This window comes from Prevotella sp. 20925_1_30 (assembly GCF_041433025.1).
Classification (GTDB): domain Bacteria; phylum Bacteroidota; class Bacteroidia; order Bacteroidales; family Bacteroidaceae; genus Prevotella; species Prevotella vespertina.
Window position 1 is genome coordinate 79,446 of record NZ_JAPWAR010000006.1, and the last position, 17,489, is coordinate 96,934.

General features: G+C 42.4%; 13 protein-coding genes. 7 read left to right on the forward strand and 6 right to left on the reverse strand.

Features of this window, described 5'->3' with window-relative positions; all coding sequences use genetic code 11:
- Positions 1–178: 178 nt before the first annotated feature.
- On the reverse strand, positions 179–559 hold the full coding sequence (locus tag O3603_RS04235; protein ID WP_315087702.1) for a hypothetical protein: 381 nt from the start codon (positions 557–559) through the stop codon (positions 179–181).
- A 62-nt stretch (positions 560–621) separates the two neighbouring features.
- Between O3603_RS04235 and O3603_RS04240 the strand changes: the two genes are divergently transcribed.
- Positions 622–2,352 (forward strand): GH25 family lysozyme, encoded by a 1,731-nt coding sequence (locus O3603_RS04240; protein WP_371520874.1) that lies wholly within the window; start codon positions 622–624, stop codon positions 2,350–2,352.
- Between the two features lie 51 nt (positions 2,353–2,403).
- On the opposite strand, the gene mnmA is transcribed toward O3603_RS04240, so the two are convergent.
- The 3 genes from mnmA to O3603_RS04255 form a co-directional block, all read right to left on the reverse strand.
- The gene (mnmA, locus tag O3603_RS04245) at positions 2,404–3,486 is read right to left on the reverse strand and encodes a tRNA 2-thiouridine(34) synthase MnmA (protein WP_371520876.1); all 1,083 of its coding nucleotides are present in this window, start codon (positions 3,484–3,486) and stop codon (positions 2,404–2,406) included.
- A 29-nt stretch (positions 3,487–3,515) separates the two neighbouring features.
- Positions 3,516–4,427, reverse strand: coding sequence for a YitT family protein (locus O3603_RS04250; RefSeq protein ID WP_371520879.1), 912 nt, complete (start codon positions 4,425–4,427; stop codon positions 3,516–3,518).
- Between the two features lie 239 nt (positions 4,428–4,666).
- Positions 4,667–7,360: a calcium-translocating P-type ATPase, PMCA-type gene (locus O3603_RS04255; protein WP_371520882.1), complete on the reverse strand. Its 2,694-nt coding sequence runs from the start codon at positions 7,358–7,360 to the stop codon at positions 4,667–4,669.
- Between the two features lie 338 nt (positions 7,361–7,698).
- Here O3603_RS04255 and O3603_RS04260 point away from each other — a divergent pair, with 338 nt between their 5' ends.
- The gene (locus O3603_RS04260) at positions 7,699–8,046 is read left to right on the forward strand and encodes a type II toxin-antitoxin system RelE/ParE family toxin (protein WP_009434830.1); all 348 of its coding nucleotides are present in this window, start codon (positions 7,699–7,701) and stop codon (positions 8,044–8,046) included.
- Entirely contained in the window at positions 8,046–8,360 is a 315-nt protein-coding gene (locus O3603_RS04265) for a helix-turn-helix transcriptional regulator (RefSeq protein WP_155715650.1), read from the forward strand. The genes O3603_RS04260 and O3603_RS04265 overlap by 1 nt, the downstream gene beginning before the upstream one ends.
- 231 nt (positions 8,361–8,591) lie before the next feature.
- Here the strand turns inward: O3603_RS04265 and aroB are convergent, their stop codons facing one another.
- Positions 8,592–9,638 carry a 3-dehydroquinate synthase gene (gene aroB, locus O3603_RS04270; protein WP_314573744.1) on the reverse strand — a complete coding sequence of 349 codons (1,047 nt, stop codon included), beginning with the start codon at positions 9,636–9,638 and terminating at the stop codon, positions 8,592–8,594.
- A 52-nt stretch (positions 9,639–9,690) separates the two neighbouring features.
- Positions 9,691–10,551, reverse strand: a complete 861-nt coding sequence (locus O3603_RS04275) for a hypothetical protein (protein ID WP_371520886.1) — start codon at positions 10,549–10,551, stop codon at positions 9,691–9,693.
- Between the two features lie 173 nt (positions 10,552–10,724).
- On the opposite strand from O3603_RS04275, the gene O3603_RS04280 reads away from it, so the two are divergent.
- The 4 genes from O3603_RS04280 (at position 10,725) to O3603_RS04295 (ending at position 17,331) form a co-directional block, all read left to right on the forward strand.
- Positions 10,725–13,688, forward strand: coding sequence for an outer membrane beta-barrel protein (locus tag O3603_RS04280; protein ID WP_371520889.1), 2,964 nt, complete (start codon positions 10,725–10,727; stop codon positions 13,686–13,688).
- 288 nt (positions 13,689–13,976) lie between these two features.
- Entirely contained in the window at positions 13,977–14,189 is a 213-nt protein-coding gene (locus tag O3603_RS04285) for a hypothetical protein (protein WP_371520891.1), read from the forward strand.
- A gap of 188 nt (positions 14,190–14,377) precedes the next feature.
- Positions 14,378–14,584 (forward strand): hypothetical protein, encoded by a 207-nt coding sequence (locus O3603_RS04290; protein ID WP_371520894.1) that lies wholly within the window; start codon positions 14,378–14,380, stop codon positions 14,582–14,584.
- Between the two features lie 32 nt (positions 14,585–14,616).
- Positions 14,617–17,331 carry a hypothetical protein gene (locus O3603_RS04295; protein ID WP_371520897.1) on the forward strand — a complete coding sequence of 905 codons (2,715 nt, stop codon included), beginning with the start codon at positions 14,617–14,619 and terminating at the stop codon, positions 17,329–17,331.
- Positions 17,332–17,489 lie beyond the last annotated feature (158 nt).

A 17,489-nucleotide genomic window follows, 5' to 3' on the forward strand; every position in this document is an offset into this window, starting at 1 on the left:
GTATGGCATTCTGTGTTGTCTGATGAGCCATACAATAATCTTTCGAGCCAACGAGAGGAACGTAGACGCATGATGGATAACCCCATCAAGACATCCTCTTGATTCCTAATAGTGCCTCGTTAAAGCTCTGATACGCCGAGTGCGTCCCTTATTGAAAGGGATTCAGAGAGACTTTATATCAAATAAGAAGTGTGGTAAGAAAGCGTAGATATTGCCTAGGCGGACTATGCCAAAGCAATGACAGCACTTTCTTTGGGGCCTTTGTCAATGTGGGCAAAGGCAATAACGAGCAACTTGTAACTAGTTGCGGGAGTAGAGATATTTGGATAGGATGCACCTTCTGTATAGAAGATTGTGCAGTATTTGTGGCAGACAAGCTCTTTACTTGCAGTTTCATGCAGTGCTTGTTAGCCTCTTTCTTGCAATGTCCATCCCTCATGTTATCGGCTACAGACACATTACCAGTATGCTCACAAACCATTGTCAGCACACCAGAACCAATCCAAACAATCATCAGTGATAGTAGGAGGGAAAGTGTTATATTTACCGATTTTCTCATCTTTTGCGGGGCAAAGTTAGGTATTTATTAGTAACTTTGCAACGTTTTTAAAGGTTATTTAGATGTTTCGTTCGTTCTTTAACAGGAATTTTTACAAGGGTGTAAGCCTTATTCTCGTAGCTTCCCTATTGTCATCTATTGCCAGGCGTAACCTCTCGTTGACAAGAAGACATATACAAAGATGTGCCGTAGATGTGACTGAAAAGTCTTATTATCAGTTGGACGTTGATGGTAAACCAGCAGCTTATTTCTCCAATTATACCGACTCCACCTTTGTAGATGGTAGTCTGCCAGGTGACTCTATACGCTCACGTATGTCCGTAACAGAGGGCTATTGGGTGAATAAACTCCCCATTTTGCCTTCTAGCTTTGGGCGTATAGCTGTGATAAGGCGTCATTATCCTTCCACAATTATCAATCTGAAGGATCAGAAGTTGCGTCAGGTATTGATGTACGCATTGATGAAGATGGATATAAAGTTAGTGGGTTTACAGTCCAAGCGCAATGAAACTGCCTATTATTTGCGTGTTCATAGTGTGCAAGACTATGGTTATAACAAGATTGCCGATTATCATACAGCGGTGGTTCATCAGATAGATTCATTGCAAAGGATTATACACGTTTTGCAAGATATAAAACCTACTGCACGTCTTCGAATCCGTCAAGTGAATCAATACACAGCACGTGTATGGTATAAGCCAGGCGAGATAATGGTTTGTAATCGCTTGAATGATGAGTCAAACCGATGGGCTCTTTGCTTGCAGACATCCGATTGTATGACTCCTTGGATGATCTCTTCACGCTTCGGCAGAGAGCGAGGAATGCAAGAGAGTTTGCGTAACTTCAAGGCTTATTCGCATCCTGTTCTTGGCTTTCCAGCAGGAGCTTTGATTGATTCTGCGGGTTATTACGTTGGCGAGCAACGAGGAGGAAAGGCTGAGGGGTATGGTCAGTATTATGGTAATGATGGTAGTTTCTATGATGGGCATTGGCAGGATGGCAAGCGAAATGGCTTTGGTATCAATGTTGCGCCACATGACTTTCTGAAGGTAGGGGAGTGGAAGAACAACGTATTTAAGGGCGAACGCCTCACTTACAACGCTGACCGTATCTATGGCATAGACCTTTCTAAACATCAACATGAGAAGGGGGAGCAGCGTTACAGCATAGCTTGGAGCAAGTTAAGAATCACCCATCTCGGTACATTAAGTAGTAAGAAGGTGGAAGGTATAGTTGACTATCCTGTCTCATTCGCCTATGTTAAGGCTACAGAAGGGCGCACCTTGCTCAACAACTATTATTATTCTGATTACTTGGCAGCCCGTCAGCATGGAATTAGAGTGGGCTCTTACCACTTCTTCTCAACCTTGTCTTCGGGCTATATGCAGGCTAACTTCTTCTTAAAGAAAGCTCGATTCAGAAAAGGCGACCTACCACCTGTGCTCGACGTAGAGCCTACTGATGCACAAATCCATGCTATGGGAGGTGCTGAAGTGCTGTTCAAACAAGTGAGGATATGGATGTCTATGGTATTTAAACATACGAGTCATCGCCCTATACTCTATATCAGTCAGTCGTTTGCCAATCGTTATATGCCCTTAGCCCCCGACCTTGGTGATAACTATCTCGTGTGGATTGCGCGTTATGGAGAGTATAAACCTAACTTCAAACTAGCTTACTGGCAGCTTAGTCCTGATGGAAAGGTGCGTGGTATTCATGGTGATGTTGATATCAACGTGTTTAATGGGTATAGCAATCAATACGAAGACTTCTTAAAGAGACATTGCTTTTGAATGTCGCTTTAAGAAGTTATAAATAATTGTGTGACACGATTAAAATGCGCCTTAGAGAGTAATCTCTCCAGAGCCAAAGCAGCGGTAGTGCTGCTCATCATATATGACACAGAACTGTCCGGGGGCAACTCCATGAATACTCTCTGTAGAATGGATGAGGCACTTCCCATCGCTTAGTTGCTCTACGGTAGCCGTGTGATACTCCGGTGTATGGCGTATCTTGAAAGTCACCTTAGCAGGTAGTTCTGTGATACCTTCGGTTAAGAAGTGGAAATCATGCAGTGGGAAGTCCTTCTTATAAGCTGTTGCTGGATCATAACCATGGCTTACATAGAGAATATTCTGCGCCACATCCTTCTTAACAACGAACCAAGGACCACCTCCAAGACCCAATCCTTTGCGTTGTCCGATGGTGTGGAACCATAGTCCACGGTGCTCACCAATCTTCTTACCGGTCCCTAATTCGATGATGTCCCCCATCTGTTCCCCCAGATAACGACGTACATACTCATTGTAATCAATGTTACCAAGGAAGCAGATACCCTGTGAGTCCTTCCTACGAGCATTGATTAAGTGTTCCTGTTCGGCAATCTCTCTCACCTCATTCTTCGCATAATGCCCTATAGGGAATATCGCTTTCTTTAGTTGCCAATCGTATATTTGAGCTAAGAAGTCGGTCTGATCTTTTACAGGGTCAGGACTTGTTGTAAGCCATTTATGCCCATCAATCCATTCAGTCTGCGCATAATGCCCCGTTGCAATTAGGTTATAATCATGTCCCATCTTCGCATCGAAGGCACCAAACTTTATGAGTCTGTTGCACATCACATCAGGGTTTGGAGTGAAACCAGCCTTTACCTTTTCCATAGTATAGCTCGTTACCTGATCCCAATACTCCTTATGACAATCGATGACCTGCAACTTGCAGCCATAACGATGCGCCACGGCAGTAGCCATCTCTAAGTCTTCTTCAGAGTTACAATCCCATTCCTCCTTCTCTTCTGGTCCTATCTTAATATAGAAACAATCGGGGTGTAAGCCCAGTCGAGCAAACTCATACACGACGACCGAGCTATCTACACCGCCAGAGAGAAGCACAGCAATGCGTTTATCTTTTATCTCCTGAATATCCATTCTATGATCCTTTCCTATCTAAAATACCATCAGGCTTGTACCTGTTCTTCGGTTATCTTCTTGCGATGTGATACTTTCATGCGATCAAAACCGACACCATATACACCATTAACAGCTCCTTGCGAAACGAATGCGTTAGGGTCTATTTCATCAATGAGTTGGTAGATGGCACGTGCTTCCGAACGCCTTGCTATGACGAAGAGCATCTTCAAGTCCTTACCCGTATAGAACCCTTGTGCATTGATGATGGTACATCCGCGTGGCACATCGTTATTGATGGCTGTGCCGATCTCTGCCCAATGCTCCGATATAACAAAGAACTGAACGGAACCTCGCATACCATTAATCAAGTAATCAACAACGTATGTCATGACAAAGAGAACGATGTATCCATAGATCACTTTCTCCCAATTATTCAATACGAGATAACTTGAGCTAATAATGCAAAGGTCGCATGCCAAGATAACACGACCTAGTGAGATGTCACGATACTTATGTATCATTGCAGCCACAACATCCGATCCACCAGAGCTTGCATTGTACTGTAATGCGATGGCAACACCAGCTCCTAATAGTACACCTCCTACTACACAGGCTAGGAAAGGTTGGTCGGCAAAGAGTGCATGACCCGCAAACACCTGTCTAAAGAACGATGTAAAGATGGCGAAAGTGATCACTGCAAAGATAGTTCTAATGCAGAACTTCCATCCAAGAATCCTCAAAGCAACGAAGAGAAGAATACCATTAATTGCCAAGTAGGTATATTGAACGGGTATGTCTAGACCCCATTGGATAACAGATGCAATACCCGCAATACCACCAATTGTAATCTTGTGAGGTAAGAGGAAGGCGCACCAACCAAAACTACCAAGCAACATTGCAAAAGCAATCACTAAGAACTCCCATACGTCTCTTAGCTTGTTTTTTCTTTTTCTGACCATGTGTTTATCGATAAATAGTATTTTGCAAAGATAGTGAAAATATAATGAAAATCAAGTCACTGGATGTTTTTTTCATATTTATGAGAAGTTCTTTCTCTTGTAAGAGGATCTTTTCTCCAGTCAAAGTAACGCCCTTTTCACTATTAAGAAAGCCTTTCCTCACAACAAGAAGAGCCTCTCTTTGCATGAAAGAAAGGCTCTTCTGTTTATTAGTTGATATTCTCTTTGATTTGTGACTATTACTTGTTTCGTTTGTTGAAGAGGCGGAATAGCTCTCCAATCCATAGGACGACAGAGGTGGAAGTGACGATGATCAACCAATCAGAAAGGCTGAGAGGAGAGACGTTGAACATCCTTCCACCGCACTGCACGATGATAATCTGCCCCACAAATATCAATAAGGCTATAGCACCAAAACCCTTACAACCTTTCAAGTGGAAGGCACTGCGTCCTGTTGCAAAGGCTCGCGCATTAAACATGTTCCAGAACTGTATCATCACAAAGAGTGTGAAGAAGATGCTTAACTCATGGTTCGTTAGTTCATGATGTCCCGTATTTTGCCACGTAAGGAAGGCGGTCATTGATTGAATAGGAGCATGTTCCAGCATATAAAGCAACGTGAGTAGGATTACAAAGAACAAACATCCAACACCGATAATGAGCCTTGTCATTGCTGGATTAATAATGAAGGACTTGCGGTTGCGAGGCTTGTCACGCATGACGTCTTTCGATGGTGGAAGGGATGCGAGAGCCATAGCTGCGAAGGTATCCATAATGAGGTTGACCCATAACATTTGAGTTACTGTCAGTGGACTCTGCGTTCCCATCAGTGCACCTGCTAGAACGATAAGGCAGGCAGCAACGTTTACTGTCATCTGAAAAAGGATGAATCTCTGGATGTTCTGATAGAGTGATCGCCCCCACATTACCGCACGACCGATAGAACGGAAGGAGTTATCAATGATGGTGATATCGGATGCTTCTTTCGCAACATTTGTCCCATCGCCCATTGATAAACCCACGTGTGCCGCTTTGAGAGCTGGTGCATCGTTTGTTCCATCGCCCGTAACAGCTACGACTTGATGCTGAGCTTGCAAGGCTTCAACCAATCGCTTTTTATCCATTGGGCGTGCGCGGGCTATGATCTTTAGACTGTTTACACGTTTAGAAAGTTCTTCGTCGCTTAGAGCTTCAAACTCCGGACCTGTTATCACACCGTTATCACAATCCTTCTCAGTCCATAGTCCCACCTGTCGACCTATCTCTTTTGCTGTTCCCGGGGTATCGCCTGTGACAATCTTAACGTCTATACCAGCATCAAGACATTCCCGAACAGCAGCTGGAACCTCCTTACGAACAGGGTCGGATATAGCTACGATACCTTGGAAAGTTAACCCTTTCCCTGTTTGTTTAATGGTATCGAGGAGGGTTGGAATTACCCCTTCGTGTAAGTTCTCATCGTTGATGAGCATACAGGCAAAGCCCAATGTGCGCATAGCTTGGTTCTGCCAGGTTAACAACTGGTTGCTAATTTCATCCCACGAACGATTCCCCATGATAGAAGAACAATAGTTACGGATGATGTCGGTTGCACCTTTTATATATAAGATGGTCTTCCCTGGAAGTTGAGCAGAGCGCACCAAAGTTCCCATGCACTTGCGTTCTGTTGAGAAAGGAAGTTCGTCTATCACTTCAGCCTCTGTGCGCAACTGACGATAATCATAGCCCTGATCATTTAACCAAAGTAGGAGTGCACCTTCTGTTGGGTTGCCTAAGGCGGTTGGGTGATGAGCTTCAGTGAAATCGAGAGATGCTGTTGAGTTCATAGCAATAGCCTCTCTTGCTAATGCCTTGTGCTCTTCAGTCTCCCTGTCAATAGCCATTTCACTCACACGCATTTGATTCTGCGTTAGCGTTCCAGTCTTATCTGTACAAATGACAGTCGTTGCGCCCATTGTTTCGCAAGCGTGCATCTTGCGCACAAGATTATTTGTTTTTAGCATACGACGCATTGAATAAGCCAAAGAAAGCGTTACAGCCATAGGTAATCCTTCGGGAACAGCAACGACGATAAGCGTCACGCAGATCATTATTGAGTCTAGGAGATATTGCAGGAAATGCACCCATTCGAAGGAGAAGTTCGAGAAGAACATGATAATGCGGGCAATGAGAATGAGGGCGGCAATGGTGTAGCTAGCCCAAGTAATAAGTTTGCCCAATCGTTCTAATTGCTCGGTAAGAGGTGTCTTAACGCTGTTGTCAATCTGAGAAGCTACGAAAACCTTACCATTTTCGGTGTTATCTCCAATCTTCTCAACACGGAATAAACCATGACCTTCCATCACCTTCGTTCCACGAAGGACATAGTTTGTTGGGAAAGTTGCGTCTTTATCGAAATCAGCTTCATGTGTACTCTTATGACAGATAGGCTCTCCAGTGAGAGAAGACTCGTCTATGTTGAGAGAGATAGCTTGTAGTAACACTCCATCAGCAGGCACTTCAGAGCCCGTGTTGAGTCTAACAACATCGCCAACCACAACCTCTCGCTTTGTTATTTGGGTGGTGTTGCCATTTCGTATGACCTCCACTGGCTCTTCGTCATTGACTTGGTTGAGAACAGAAAAGGCTTTGTTCGCTTTCTCTTCGAAGAAGAATGCCATGCCAGTAGCCAATAGTATGGCGATAAAAATGCCTACTGGCTCGAAAAACACCTCTGTTCCTTCATGCAAACCATAGTATTCATAGAAAGAGATAGCGATAGAGAAAATGCCAGCAACAAGTAGAATGATAATCAAAGGATCCTCAAATTTCGTTATGAAACGCTTCCACATAGGCTCTTTCGCAGGTGGTGTGAGGAGGTTCTCACCGTACTTCTGCCTACTTGCTAACACCTCTTGATCATTAAGCCCGTTAATTATCTTCTTCTCTTTCATAATGTCTTTGTGTATGAGACAACGGCGACAAAAGGGAACATGTTTGCCTTTTAGCTGTTGTACTTGGGCTGCAAAGATACAAAGAAAAAATGATATTTGGCGACAGAAGGGAACATGTTTACTATCAAGTGGAAGTTCCCTTGATTGTAAATAATCAGATAGTAGTATTCTTGTTTATCGTATTTTAGATGTGAGGAATTAGTGGGGGAGGGGCTTGGTATTATCTTTTATGGAGGAACTTGTTCAAAGCCTTTAGTATAAATTATGGTCAAAAAAAGAAAGAGAAAGGTTACATATATGGAAACTAATGCTTATCTTTGTAGCAGACAATCAATAACATGGAACGAGAAGCAAGATTTAAGATAGCCTATATGCAGGATGCAATAGACTTCTTAACCCTCTTACCACAGAAAGCAAGGGTCAAAGTGGTATACAATATAGGTAAGAGTATGTTCGTACTCGACAATAGTTTGTTTAAAAAACTGGGTAATACAGATATATGGGAGTTCCGAACTCTATATGATGGGATGGCTTATCGCCTGTTTGCTTTTTGGGATACAGACGCAGAGACATTGGTTGTTGCTACGCATGGCATTACAAAGAAAACGCAAAAGACACCTTTAAAAGAAATAAAGAAGGCTGAGGAAAAGCGAAAAGAATATTTTAATAATAAGCGAAGAAAATAATGGGACAGGAGAAGTTATATACACATGAGGATATGCTTGACACTGTTTTGGGCAAGCAAGGGACTGTTTTGCGTGATGAATATGAGTCTGATATGAACTCGTTCCTTATGGGAGAAGCCATAAAGAAAGCTCGTCAGTCACGGCATTTAACACAAGAGCAGTTAGGAGAACTTATGGGTGTTAAGAAAGCGCAAGTATCACGTATTGAAGGAGGACGTAATCTTACATTCACTACTATCGCTCGTGCCTTTAAAGCAATGGGAATTAGTGCTTCCTTTGAAGCGCAGGGAATCGGTCGTATAGCATTGTGGTAAAGATGGTATTATACTATTGTTAAAATTGAAGGAAATTATTTTTGCTGTCATTCCTGTCATCTTTTCACAGTATATAAGGTGTTAGTAATCAATGATATAGTTTGAATATTAAAACTGACAGCAAATGAATTTCAAACTTAATTAGGGGTTTTATGTAATATAAATGAACTGGTTTTGTATTACGAAGATAGTTAAGAATACCTTTCATAAGCTGGACTTACGAACATAAGTCTACCCTTCACGGAAAAAGTCGAGTGCTTCCTTAATGTCTTCCTCCGTGATGGTCTGATCGATGCGGATGTCTCCAATACCACCAAGGAGCGTTACATTGATTTCATTGCCACGATTCTTTTTATCGTGGTGCATGAGTTCTATAAGCTCAGGATAGTCGTTGCAGGTGATAGGAAGACTTCCATAATACGCTCGAATGAAGTTTACTGTTTGGCGCATACGCTCTGTGGGGAAGTCTGTTTGTGTCGTTGCAAGATACAGTTCTGCAATCAGTCCGAATGCGACAGCGTATCCATGCAAGACAGGTTGGCGCTTCATTGCCCATGACTCGAACGCATGTCCAAAGGTGTGACCGAGGTTTAAGGCTTTACGAATACCCTTTTCGTGTGGATCTTCTGTAACTATACGTTCCTTAATGCGTACACTCTTGTTCAGCATAGAGGCTAGTTGAAGAAGATTAGGTTGTGCTAGATTGAAGTTGATGAGTTCTGCCCACATCGTTTCATCAGCTATCAAACCATGTTTGAGCATCTCAGCATAACCGCTGCGGATATTTGCTTCATCAAGTGTTCGGAGCCAGTTGGTATCAAGCAATACAAATTCAGCATCATTAAAGACTCCTATCTCGTTCTTTAACCCACCAAAGTTGATACCCGTTTTACCTCCAACACTTGCATCCACCATGGCAAGTAAGGTTGTTGGAACATTGATGAAGTTAATTCCCCGTTTGTAGGTTGAAGCAGCAAAGCCTCCTAAGTCGGTCACCATACCACCTCCAAGGTTGATGAGCAGACTGTGCCGTGTGGCTTTCCCTTGCTGTAATGATTCCCATACATGGACAAGTGTATCAAGATTCTTACGTCTGTCAGTTGCACCAATAACAATTGTTTGGGCATCTTTCAGACATAAATAATCCTTGACAAGAGACCAACAGAGTTTGTTAGTAGTCTCGTCTACGAGAACAAAGATTCTATCATGTTCACATTCAGCAATGGCTTCTGTCAATTCTGTCTGTAATTGTTTTGATATGATGATACGCTGTTTCATAAACTATCTCTTTACTTCCAATCCGTATAAAAGCTTGTCCTATCTGTGCAAGTCATTGCATATTAATAGATTGCTTGAAGTCGTTTGTAAGATAATTTGCTATTCGGAAGTAAGGCACGAATACTTCTAATTCATCTCCCTGAGCAGTATATTGTATACATTCTGGGCACATAAAGGTTAGCCCCTTGTCACTTACAATAACATCGTTAGGCATCTTTGTGAGTAGATTGTACTCTTCATGATATGTCGTCATAATCTTTTTTATCTCTTGATTAAGGACTTGTACGAGTTGATAACTATGTGGGTTTTTAAGGATGTCTTTCTTTCGAAGTATCTTTTGTACACGCTTGTCATAGGTGATACCTTTAGTAGAGGTTTCTATAGAAGCACCAGTTCCTCCACCCCAATTAACCATACGTTTCAATATGAATTGGACGAAATTAGGATTATTACTCTTCACTCTTTTTAATGTAATCTCTTCTCCTGGATCGTATGGGCCGCACTCATCTATCATTCCCAGATTCCAATACTCTGCCATAGCTGATTGTATATCAGGGCATGATTTACCGAATATGAGAATCATAAGATGGTCTTGTAAGATAGGTAATTGTGTAACTCCATTGAGGTAAACAGGCCATTGCAGGTCAAGACTCTTGTGCCCTACATTATAAGAGGGATCCTCCTGTCCTTCGCCAGTTCCCCATTCTGTATTTAGATGGTAACGTTCCGTCTTCTTGTAAGTAACAAATCGGTCAGGTTGTGCTACCACTTTTTCGGGAGTACTTTTATCAACCAAAACGATAGAAGCTGCACTATCATTTGTAGGGTTGTTATCCACTTTCTTCGTTGTATTATTGCATGAAGATAAGACAAAGGAAATTAATATACCTGTGAAGAATACTTTATGCCTCATACTCCTTTATGTTTAATTGTATTGTATTTAATTGTTATTAGTTAAATTTACTATCAACTGCAATGTTACAAAAAATAATTGTAAATGTCTTATATAAGCTGTTAAAAGTGAAGATTAAGGCTAAACTTCTTATATGTTAAACCATCATATAATCCAGTTAATGAAATAGTTTTATGGTAAAAAGATTATTCTTGTTTGTATTCTTGTTGTTTAGTAGCATCACGTTACTTGCACAGAATAGGACAATAACAGGTTCTCTTTTTGATGGAGAAGTGAAGGAGAAAGTTCCTTTTGCAGTTGTTCAGCTATTGAAGATGGATAGCACCTATGTTGTTGGAGCTACCTCCGATGAAAGTGGTAATTTCAAAGTGACAGCTCCAACGAATGGCAGGTTTATTCTGAAAGCATCCTATGTTGGTTATAAAACAATCTTTCAGAATGTTACGATTGCAAATGATCAAGATGTTGCTATAGGGCAGCTCGATTTTCAAGTAGATACGCACACGTTGAAAGAAGTTAAGGTTGTTGCAAGTGCACCGAAGGTAGTTGTGAAGGCAGATACCTTTCAATACAATGCGTCGGCATTCCGTGTTGCAGAGGGATCGACTATTGAAGCCTTGGTAAAAAAGCTACCAGGAGCAGAAGTGTCGGACGATGGTACGATAAAGATTAATGGTAAAGAGGTCAAGAAAATACTCATTAATGGCAAGGAGTTCATGACTGGTGATACTAAAACTGCACTCAAGAACCTCCCTACCTCCATAATAGATAAGATTAAAGCATACGACCAGAAGAGTGATTTGAGTCGTGTGACGGGGATTGATGATGGTAACGAATCGACTGTACTGGACTTTGGTGTTAAGGCTGGAATGAACAAAGGTTTCTTCTCAAACATTGACCTTGGAATAGGAACCAAGCATCGTTATTCAGAGAAGGCAATGGCTGCTTATTTCAGTGATAAGTTCCGAATGATGGGCTTCTTGTCTGCTAATAACGTCAACGATATGGGCTTTGGTGGTGGTCCTCGTGGCGGATGGGGTGGCATACGTCAAGGATTGAATGCTACAAAGATGGTTGGTTTGAATATGAACTATGATAATGGTAAAACCTTACAATGGGATGGTAGTGTTCGTTGGAATCATTCTGATGGTGACTTGAATACCCGTGTATCAATAGAGAACTTCGTTGCGTCACAAGGTTCATACGCCAATCGTCGCTCGCAGGAATATACTCGTGAGAACTCTTGGGATGGTCGTTTCCGTTTGGAGTGGAAACCTGACTCTATGTGGAATATCATGTTCCGACCTAATATCCGACTATCAAAGAGTGATGGACAGGTTGTTAGTAAGTCGGCAGCTTACAATACCGACCCATACGAAAGTGTGGATGATCCATTGTCGGCAACAGCTATTGCACAGTTAGAAGCACAAGGTGTAATGGTGAACAATCAGCATAATACAACCATTTCTTATGGTGATAATAATGCTTTGGGAGCTATGCTCCAAGTGAATCGTCGCTTGAGTCAGAACGGACGAAACGTTACCCTGCGTGTGGATGGCGATTATAGCGAAGCAGATTCGAAGACTTTCTCAACACAAGACTTACAATACTTTCAGTTGAGAGATGCCCTGGGGAATTATGAAACCTATCGTGCTTATCGTTATAACCTTATGCCAACAAAGAGCTGGGATTACGCTTTGCAGGCTACTTATAGCGAACCACTTGCACGGAAGACATACTTACAATTCAGTTACCAGTTCAAATATGGCTTCTCAAAGAGCGATCGTGATACTTATGATTTCTCCTCATTACCATCTGGAACGTTTGGTAGTTTGAAGCCAGCTTATCGATCATGGGATAATTATCTAGGTTTATTAACGAATCCTTTGGCAAGTTATTTAGATTCTAATTTAAGCCGTTATTCAGAGTATCGAACCTATACTCACGATATGCAAGTGATGTTGCGAATGTTACATACAAAGTGGAAAATGAATGTCGGAATGAAGTTACAACCACAACATTCCACCTATATGCAGGATTATTTAGGTGTGCATGTTGATAATAAACGATCAGTGGTGAACTGGAGTCCAACGTTCGATTTCCGCTATAAATTCAATGAGCAAAGCAACCTGCGTATCAATTATAATGGTACGGTCTCGCAACCATCTATGACGCAGTTACTTGATATTGTCGATAATACCGATCCACAGAATATCTCGAAAGGTAACCCTAATTTGAAGCCAGCCTTTACTAATAAGTTCCGCTTGTTCTACAATGCCTTTAGGCAAAAACATGCGCAATCAGTGATGACTTTTGCGGACTTCTCTACTACACGTAACGCCATTGGAAACAGTGTTACGTATGATGGAACGACTGGAGTTCGTACAGTACAACCAGTCAATGTGAATGGTAATTGGGATGCAAATGCAGCTGTGATGTTTAATACAAGTATTGATTCTGCAGGTGTATGGAATGTTAATACGTTCACACGAGGCAGTTTCAATCGTTACGCTAGTTATTTACAACAGAATGCAACAAGTGCCGTTGAGAAGAATATCACTAAGTCTTTGACACTTGGGGAACGCTTATCAGCTAGTTATCGCACTTCTTGGCTAGAACTAGCATTGGATGGTTCGGTTGATTACACACATTCTAAGAACAATCTCCAAAGCCTCAATAACTTGAGTACATGGCAATTCTCTTACGGTGGAAGTCTTATCTTCTCCTTGCCTTGGAACATGAGTTTATCTACTGATTTACATCAGAATAGCCGTCGAGGATATAATGATGCGGCACTAAACACGAATGAGTTGTTGTGGAATGCACAGCTTTCTCAGAGTTTGTTAGCGGGTAATGCTTTGACATTGAGCTTACAGTTCTATGACATTTTACATCAACAAAGCAATCTCTCACGCACTATCAATGCTGTAAACAGAACCGACACGGAATATAATAGTATAAATAGTTACATCATGTTCCGTGCTACTTATCGATTGAATCTATTTGGTGGCAAGAATGCTCCAAAGCCCAAGGATCGTGGTTTCGGACGCCCTAATTCGAATATGCCACCACCTCCTCCTGGTGGTGGAGCAATGGGTGGTGGTCGCCCACCAATGGGCGGTCCTGCTGGTTTCTAAGTAGATAAAAGGAACAACCCCCCTTTTAACTATATTACTTTAGGCAGAATAATATTCTTGAAGACAAAGCAAAGAAACGTGAAGGATCTCCGGCAAATTCTCTGCAAACAGTACTATTTACTCCCCTCTCCATTCGGAGAGGGGGCGGGGGTGAGGCTGTAGAGGGGGTGGGGGTGAGGCTGGTTGAGTCGATTGTTGAGGCTTTTTTTCTTCTTTTCCTTGCTCCTTTAATTAATTCTTCTTACCTTTGCGCCCGGTTAAACGAAAATTAACTTGCTATAACGCATAATGAGAGTAACAAAGCAGCTTATTTCAACCACTAATGCTTGCACCCTATATAATAAAGGTGTAAGTCGTGTTGTTATGCCTGTTGCTTGCAATGCGAACAAGGTTAGAAAGGTGCTGAAGAAAGAAAATAAAGAAAAGATGTTAAATTATTTGGATATTCCAAATAATTGTGTACTCTCTCTCTCTCTCTCTCTCTCATATATAGTACATTAATTATCTCTTTCTTAGTATATTACGTGTGTTTCCAAGTTGTAGCACGTAATGATGTGTCGACAAAGGGCTTCTTGAAAGCTTCCTTTGTCGTTTGTTGTTTTATCTCCTATTCAACATTTTCGTCTAATTCCTTATCATGACATGTGAGTGAACTAAATATATTAATAATTAGCTAGTAATTAAAATTTATGAAGAGAATCAGAAGAACAGTACGACAATCCTACGTCTGTCCATCTACAGAAGTGCTAGAGATCGAAGCAGAAGGCAATTTTCTTGCCAATAGTCCTCTCGTTCGTCCTGGTGGCGGTGGTACTGGTAGCCAGACGCCTGGAACAATTCAAGTAGTCCCTCCTACGTCAGATGACAGCAACCCAGATGACGATCTTGAAGGATAACAAGTAAGAATCACTAAGAAATTAGTTTAAAGATGAAGAGAAATATTTTCAATTATATGCTGTTTGCTTCTCTCGTTGGCGGTATGACATTGTCGGTTGCTTCTTGCTCTGACGATGATTTATCGTCTAATCAGGGTGGAAGCAATGAAGCATTGGTACGCTTTAGTGTAAAAGATGTCCAGTCAGAGACGATTGCCCGTGGTGCTGCAATGACCCGTGGTGCAATCACACCTGGACTTGCTAACAAAGATCTTGCTGGTCAGAAACTTGCTGCACACAGCAATCGTAACCTTGACGTATGTCTTATTGAGACAACCGTTGAAGGCATAAACCCAGTAAAGGCTGATGCACGCACTCGTGCTAACATAGAAACCACGATTGGTGGTGACTTCTCGTCAACAGGTATCCGTGGTGTTGCAGCAACAAGCATATTGACAACACCAGAATGGTTCAAAGCTGCGAAAACCAAGAGCAACGGCGAACTCTATACTCCTATTCGCTGGTCGTTTGCACAGCCTTGGGCACGCTTCTTTGCAGTTTATCCTTCTAAGGATAGTTATTCTAAACTTACTATCAATGATATGACTTCTACCAACAATGCCCCCAGTGTTGACTTCACGGTAGAACCTAACGTCAGAGATCAGAAGGACTTTATGACGGCATGTACAGGCGAGGTGCATTATGCAACACAGTTTGAGCAGCCTACAACCAACCTTGACTTCCGCCACGCCCTTACAGCCATCCGCTTTGCTGTGGGTCAAAACCTTTCCTGGAACAAAACCATTGATAAGGTTGAGATTCGTAATGCCATTATGAAGAGCAAATATAAGCTCTCAAATGCGTTTAACGGTACAGGCGCAACCTGGGATAACACGGGTGCAACTCGTGGTACAGCCACTCTTTCGGGCTTAAGCGTAAACACCAGTTCCAACCCTAACGTTACCATCATGGGCAACACGGGTGATAACTTCACCTTCTATATGATTCCACAGGTGCTTACGGGAAATAGCGTAACTGCATACGTACACTTCACAGATAACACTGAAATCACGGCAACATTGAAAGGTGAATGGAAAGCCGGAACAACACGTACACTAAAGTTAAGTGAGACTAGATCTTCTTGGAATTATACGATTACAGCAACCAATCCAAGTGCTGCTGCTTTCAATGCAACAACGACAGATAATTACGGCATCACAAGTTATCGTACAGCTCCTGATGGTACACAGCAGGCAGTGGCTTGGAAGGTTGTTGGTTACGATGCCAATGGCGATGGTACTTTCACTATGGCAGAGAAACCAGCTTGGTTGACCAGTCTTAGCAAGACCGATGGCAATGGTGGTACTGCTGCCGACCAAGGTACAGCCACATTGACAAAAAACATTACCGATTTGCTCGCTAAGCGTAACAAGGAACTCAAGGATGCAACCGCCTTAGGTTCTGCTTCTGCTCCTTACGACCTTTCTACCAAGGGTGGTAGTGTAAGTCGTAGCACAGCCAATTCTTACGTAATCTCTGCTCCTGGTTATTATCGCATCCCACTCGTTTATGGTAATGCCATTGAGAACGGAAACGATAATCCAAGTTCATACAGGACGAGCAATACGGGAACTTACATCCTAAGTAACTTCCAAGACCATGCAGGCAACCCCATCACCGACCCTTGGATAGAGAAGACCAACAGCGGTGCTAATAATGGTGTAGATGGTGCAGAAATAGTCTGGGCAGATGCAGCCAATCTTGTTTACTCTCCAGCAATCAAGCATGATGCCAATAACGATGCATTCCTCGAGTTTGAAGTCAAAGCGAGCGACATCCAAAGTGGCAATGCCGTTGTTGCAGTTACCAAAAGTGATGGTGTTGGTTCAAAAACTGTTCTTTGGTCATGGCATTTGTGGTTTGCTCCTAAGGATGCGCTTGATAAGATAAAGGTTACCAACCATCAGAACGTAAATTATTACTTTACCAAGGAAGCTTTGGGTTGGAAGCCAACGTTGTGGAGAGGTTCTACTATTGCTCGTACAGTCAAGGTAAAGGTCGAGCAGACAGTTGCTAACAATGGTACAAAAGCGTATACAGTCATCAATATTACCCAGAATCCAGGTAGCCAAAAGAAGGGTGCCACAACCCTTTATCAGTTTGGTCGTAAGGATGCCTTCCCTGGTGCAGATATTAAGCAAGGAAGTATTACCGAAAATGCAGGTAATAATATGTCCATCCAGAATGGTATTCAGAATCCTGGTAGTTTCTATACGTTGGGTGATTCGTGGTCTAAAACCCCTCCAGCAGGTTATTCTTATAACAATCTTTGGTCAGCCGATAACACAGTTACTGGTGGTGTGAATGTTGGTAACGATAATCCTATCGTCAAAACCATTTACGATCCTTGTCCAGTAGGTTTCAAGATGCCTGCTAATAATGCATTTACAGGTTTTACGGCTGATGGTCAAAACCTTAGCACATTGAATGTTGACGGTACAGACAATGGGTGGACTTTCTACATCAACTCTGGCCATATTTTTTGGACGAACGGCAGTAAGACTGCTACTATCTATGTTCCTGCCTCGGGCTATCGCGACCGCCATGATGGTTCGCTGAACAACGTCGACAACGGTGGTTGCTATTGGTCGGCGGTTCCGAGCTCCCAGGGCCAAAGTTGCAGCCTGAACTTCTACTGGAAAGATGTGCACCCGCTGAGTCACAACCCTCGGTGTTTGGGGTTCGCGGCTCTTCCAGTCTCAGAATAATACCCACCCCTTACCCTCCCGAAGGGAGGGAGTTTTAGTTACTAAATACCCCTTAAAAACCCACCCCTAACCCCTCCCGAAGGGAGGGGAATTTAATTACCAAATAAACCTCGTGGTTGGTTTGGGGGAGAATGGAAAATGTAAAGAAAAATCCGCAA

Bases quoted from the DNA above. Each gene is read 5' to 3' on its own strand.
- O3603_RS04285 (WP_371520891.1), top strand. From the start codon at position 13,977: ATGAGAGTAACAAAGCAGCTTATTTCAACCACTAATGCTTGCACCCTA.
- O3603_RS04290 (WP_371520894.1), top strand. From the start codon at position 14,378: ATGAAGAGAATCAGAAGAACAGTACGACAATCCTACGTCTGTCCATCT.
- O3603_RS04265 (WP_155715650.1), top strand. From the start codon at position 8,046: ATGGGACAGGAGAAGTTATATACACATGAGGATATGCTTGACACTGTT.
- O3603_RS04280 (WP_371520889.1), top strand. From the start codon at position 10,725: ATGGTAAAAAGATTATTCTTGTTTGTATTCTTGTTGTTTAGTAGCATC.
- O3603_RS04240 (WP_371520874.1), top strand. From the start codon at position 622: ATGTTTCGTTCGTTCTTTAACAGGAATTTTTACAAGGGTGTAAGCCTT.
- mnmA (WP_371520876.1), bottom strand. From the start codon at position 3,486: ATGGATATTCAGGAGATAAAAGATAAACGCATTGCTGTGCTTCTCTCT.
- aroB (WP_314573744.1), bottom strand. From the start codon at position 9,638: ATGAAACAGCGTATCATCATATCAAAACAATTACAGACAGAATTGACA.
- O3603_RS04235 (WP_315087702.1), bottom strand. From the start codon at position 559: ATGAGAAAATCGGTAAATATAACACTTTCCCTCCTACTATCACTGATG.
- O3603_RS04295 (WP_371520897.1), top strand. From the start codon at position 14,617: ATGAAGAGAAATATTTTCAATTATATGCTGTTTGCTTCTCTCGTTGGC.
- O3603_RS04250 (WP_371520879.1), bottom strand. From the start codon at position 4,427: ATGGTCAGAAAAAGAAAAAACAAGCTAAGAGACGTATGGGAGTTCTTA.
- O3603_RS04275 (WP_371520886.1), bottom strand. From the start codon at position 10,551: ATGAGGCATAAAGTATTCTTCACAGGTATATTAATTTCCTTTGTCTTA.
- O3603_RS04260 (WP_009434830.1), top strand. From the start codon at position 7,699: ATGGAACGAGAAGCAAGATTTAAGATAGCCTATATGCAGGATGCAATA.
- O3603_RS04255 (WP_371520882.1), bottom strand. From the start codon at position 7,360: ATGAAAGAGAAGAAGATAATTAACGGGCTTAATGATCAAGAGGTGTTA.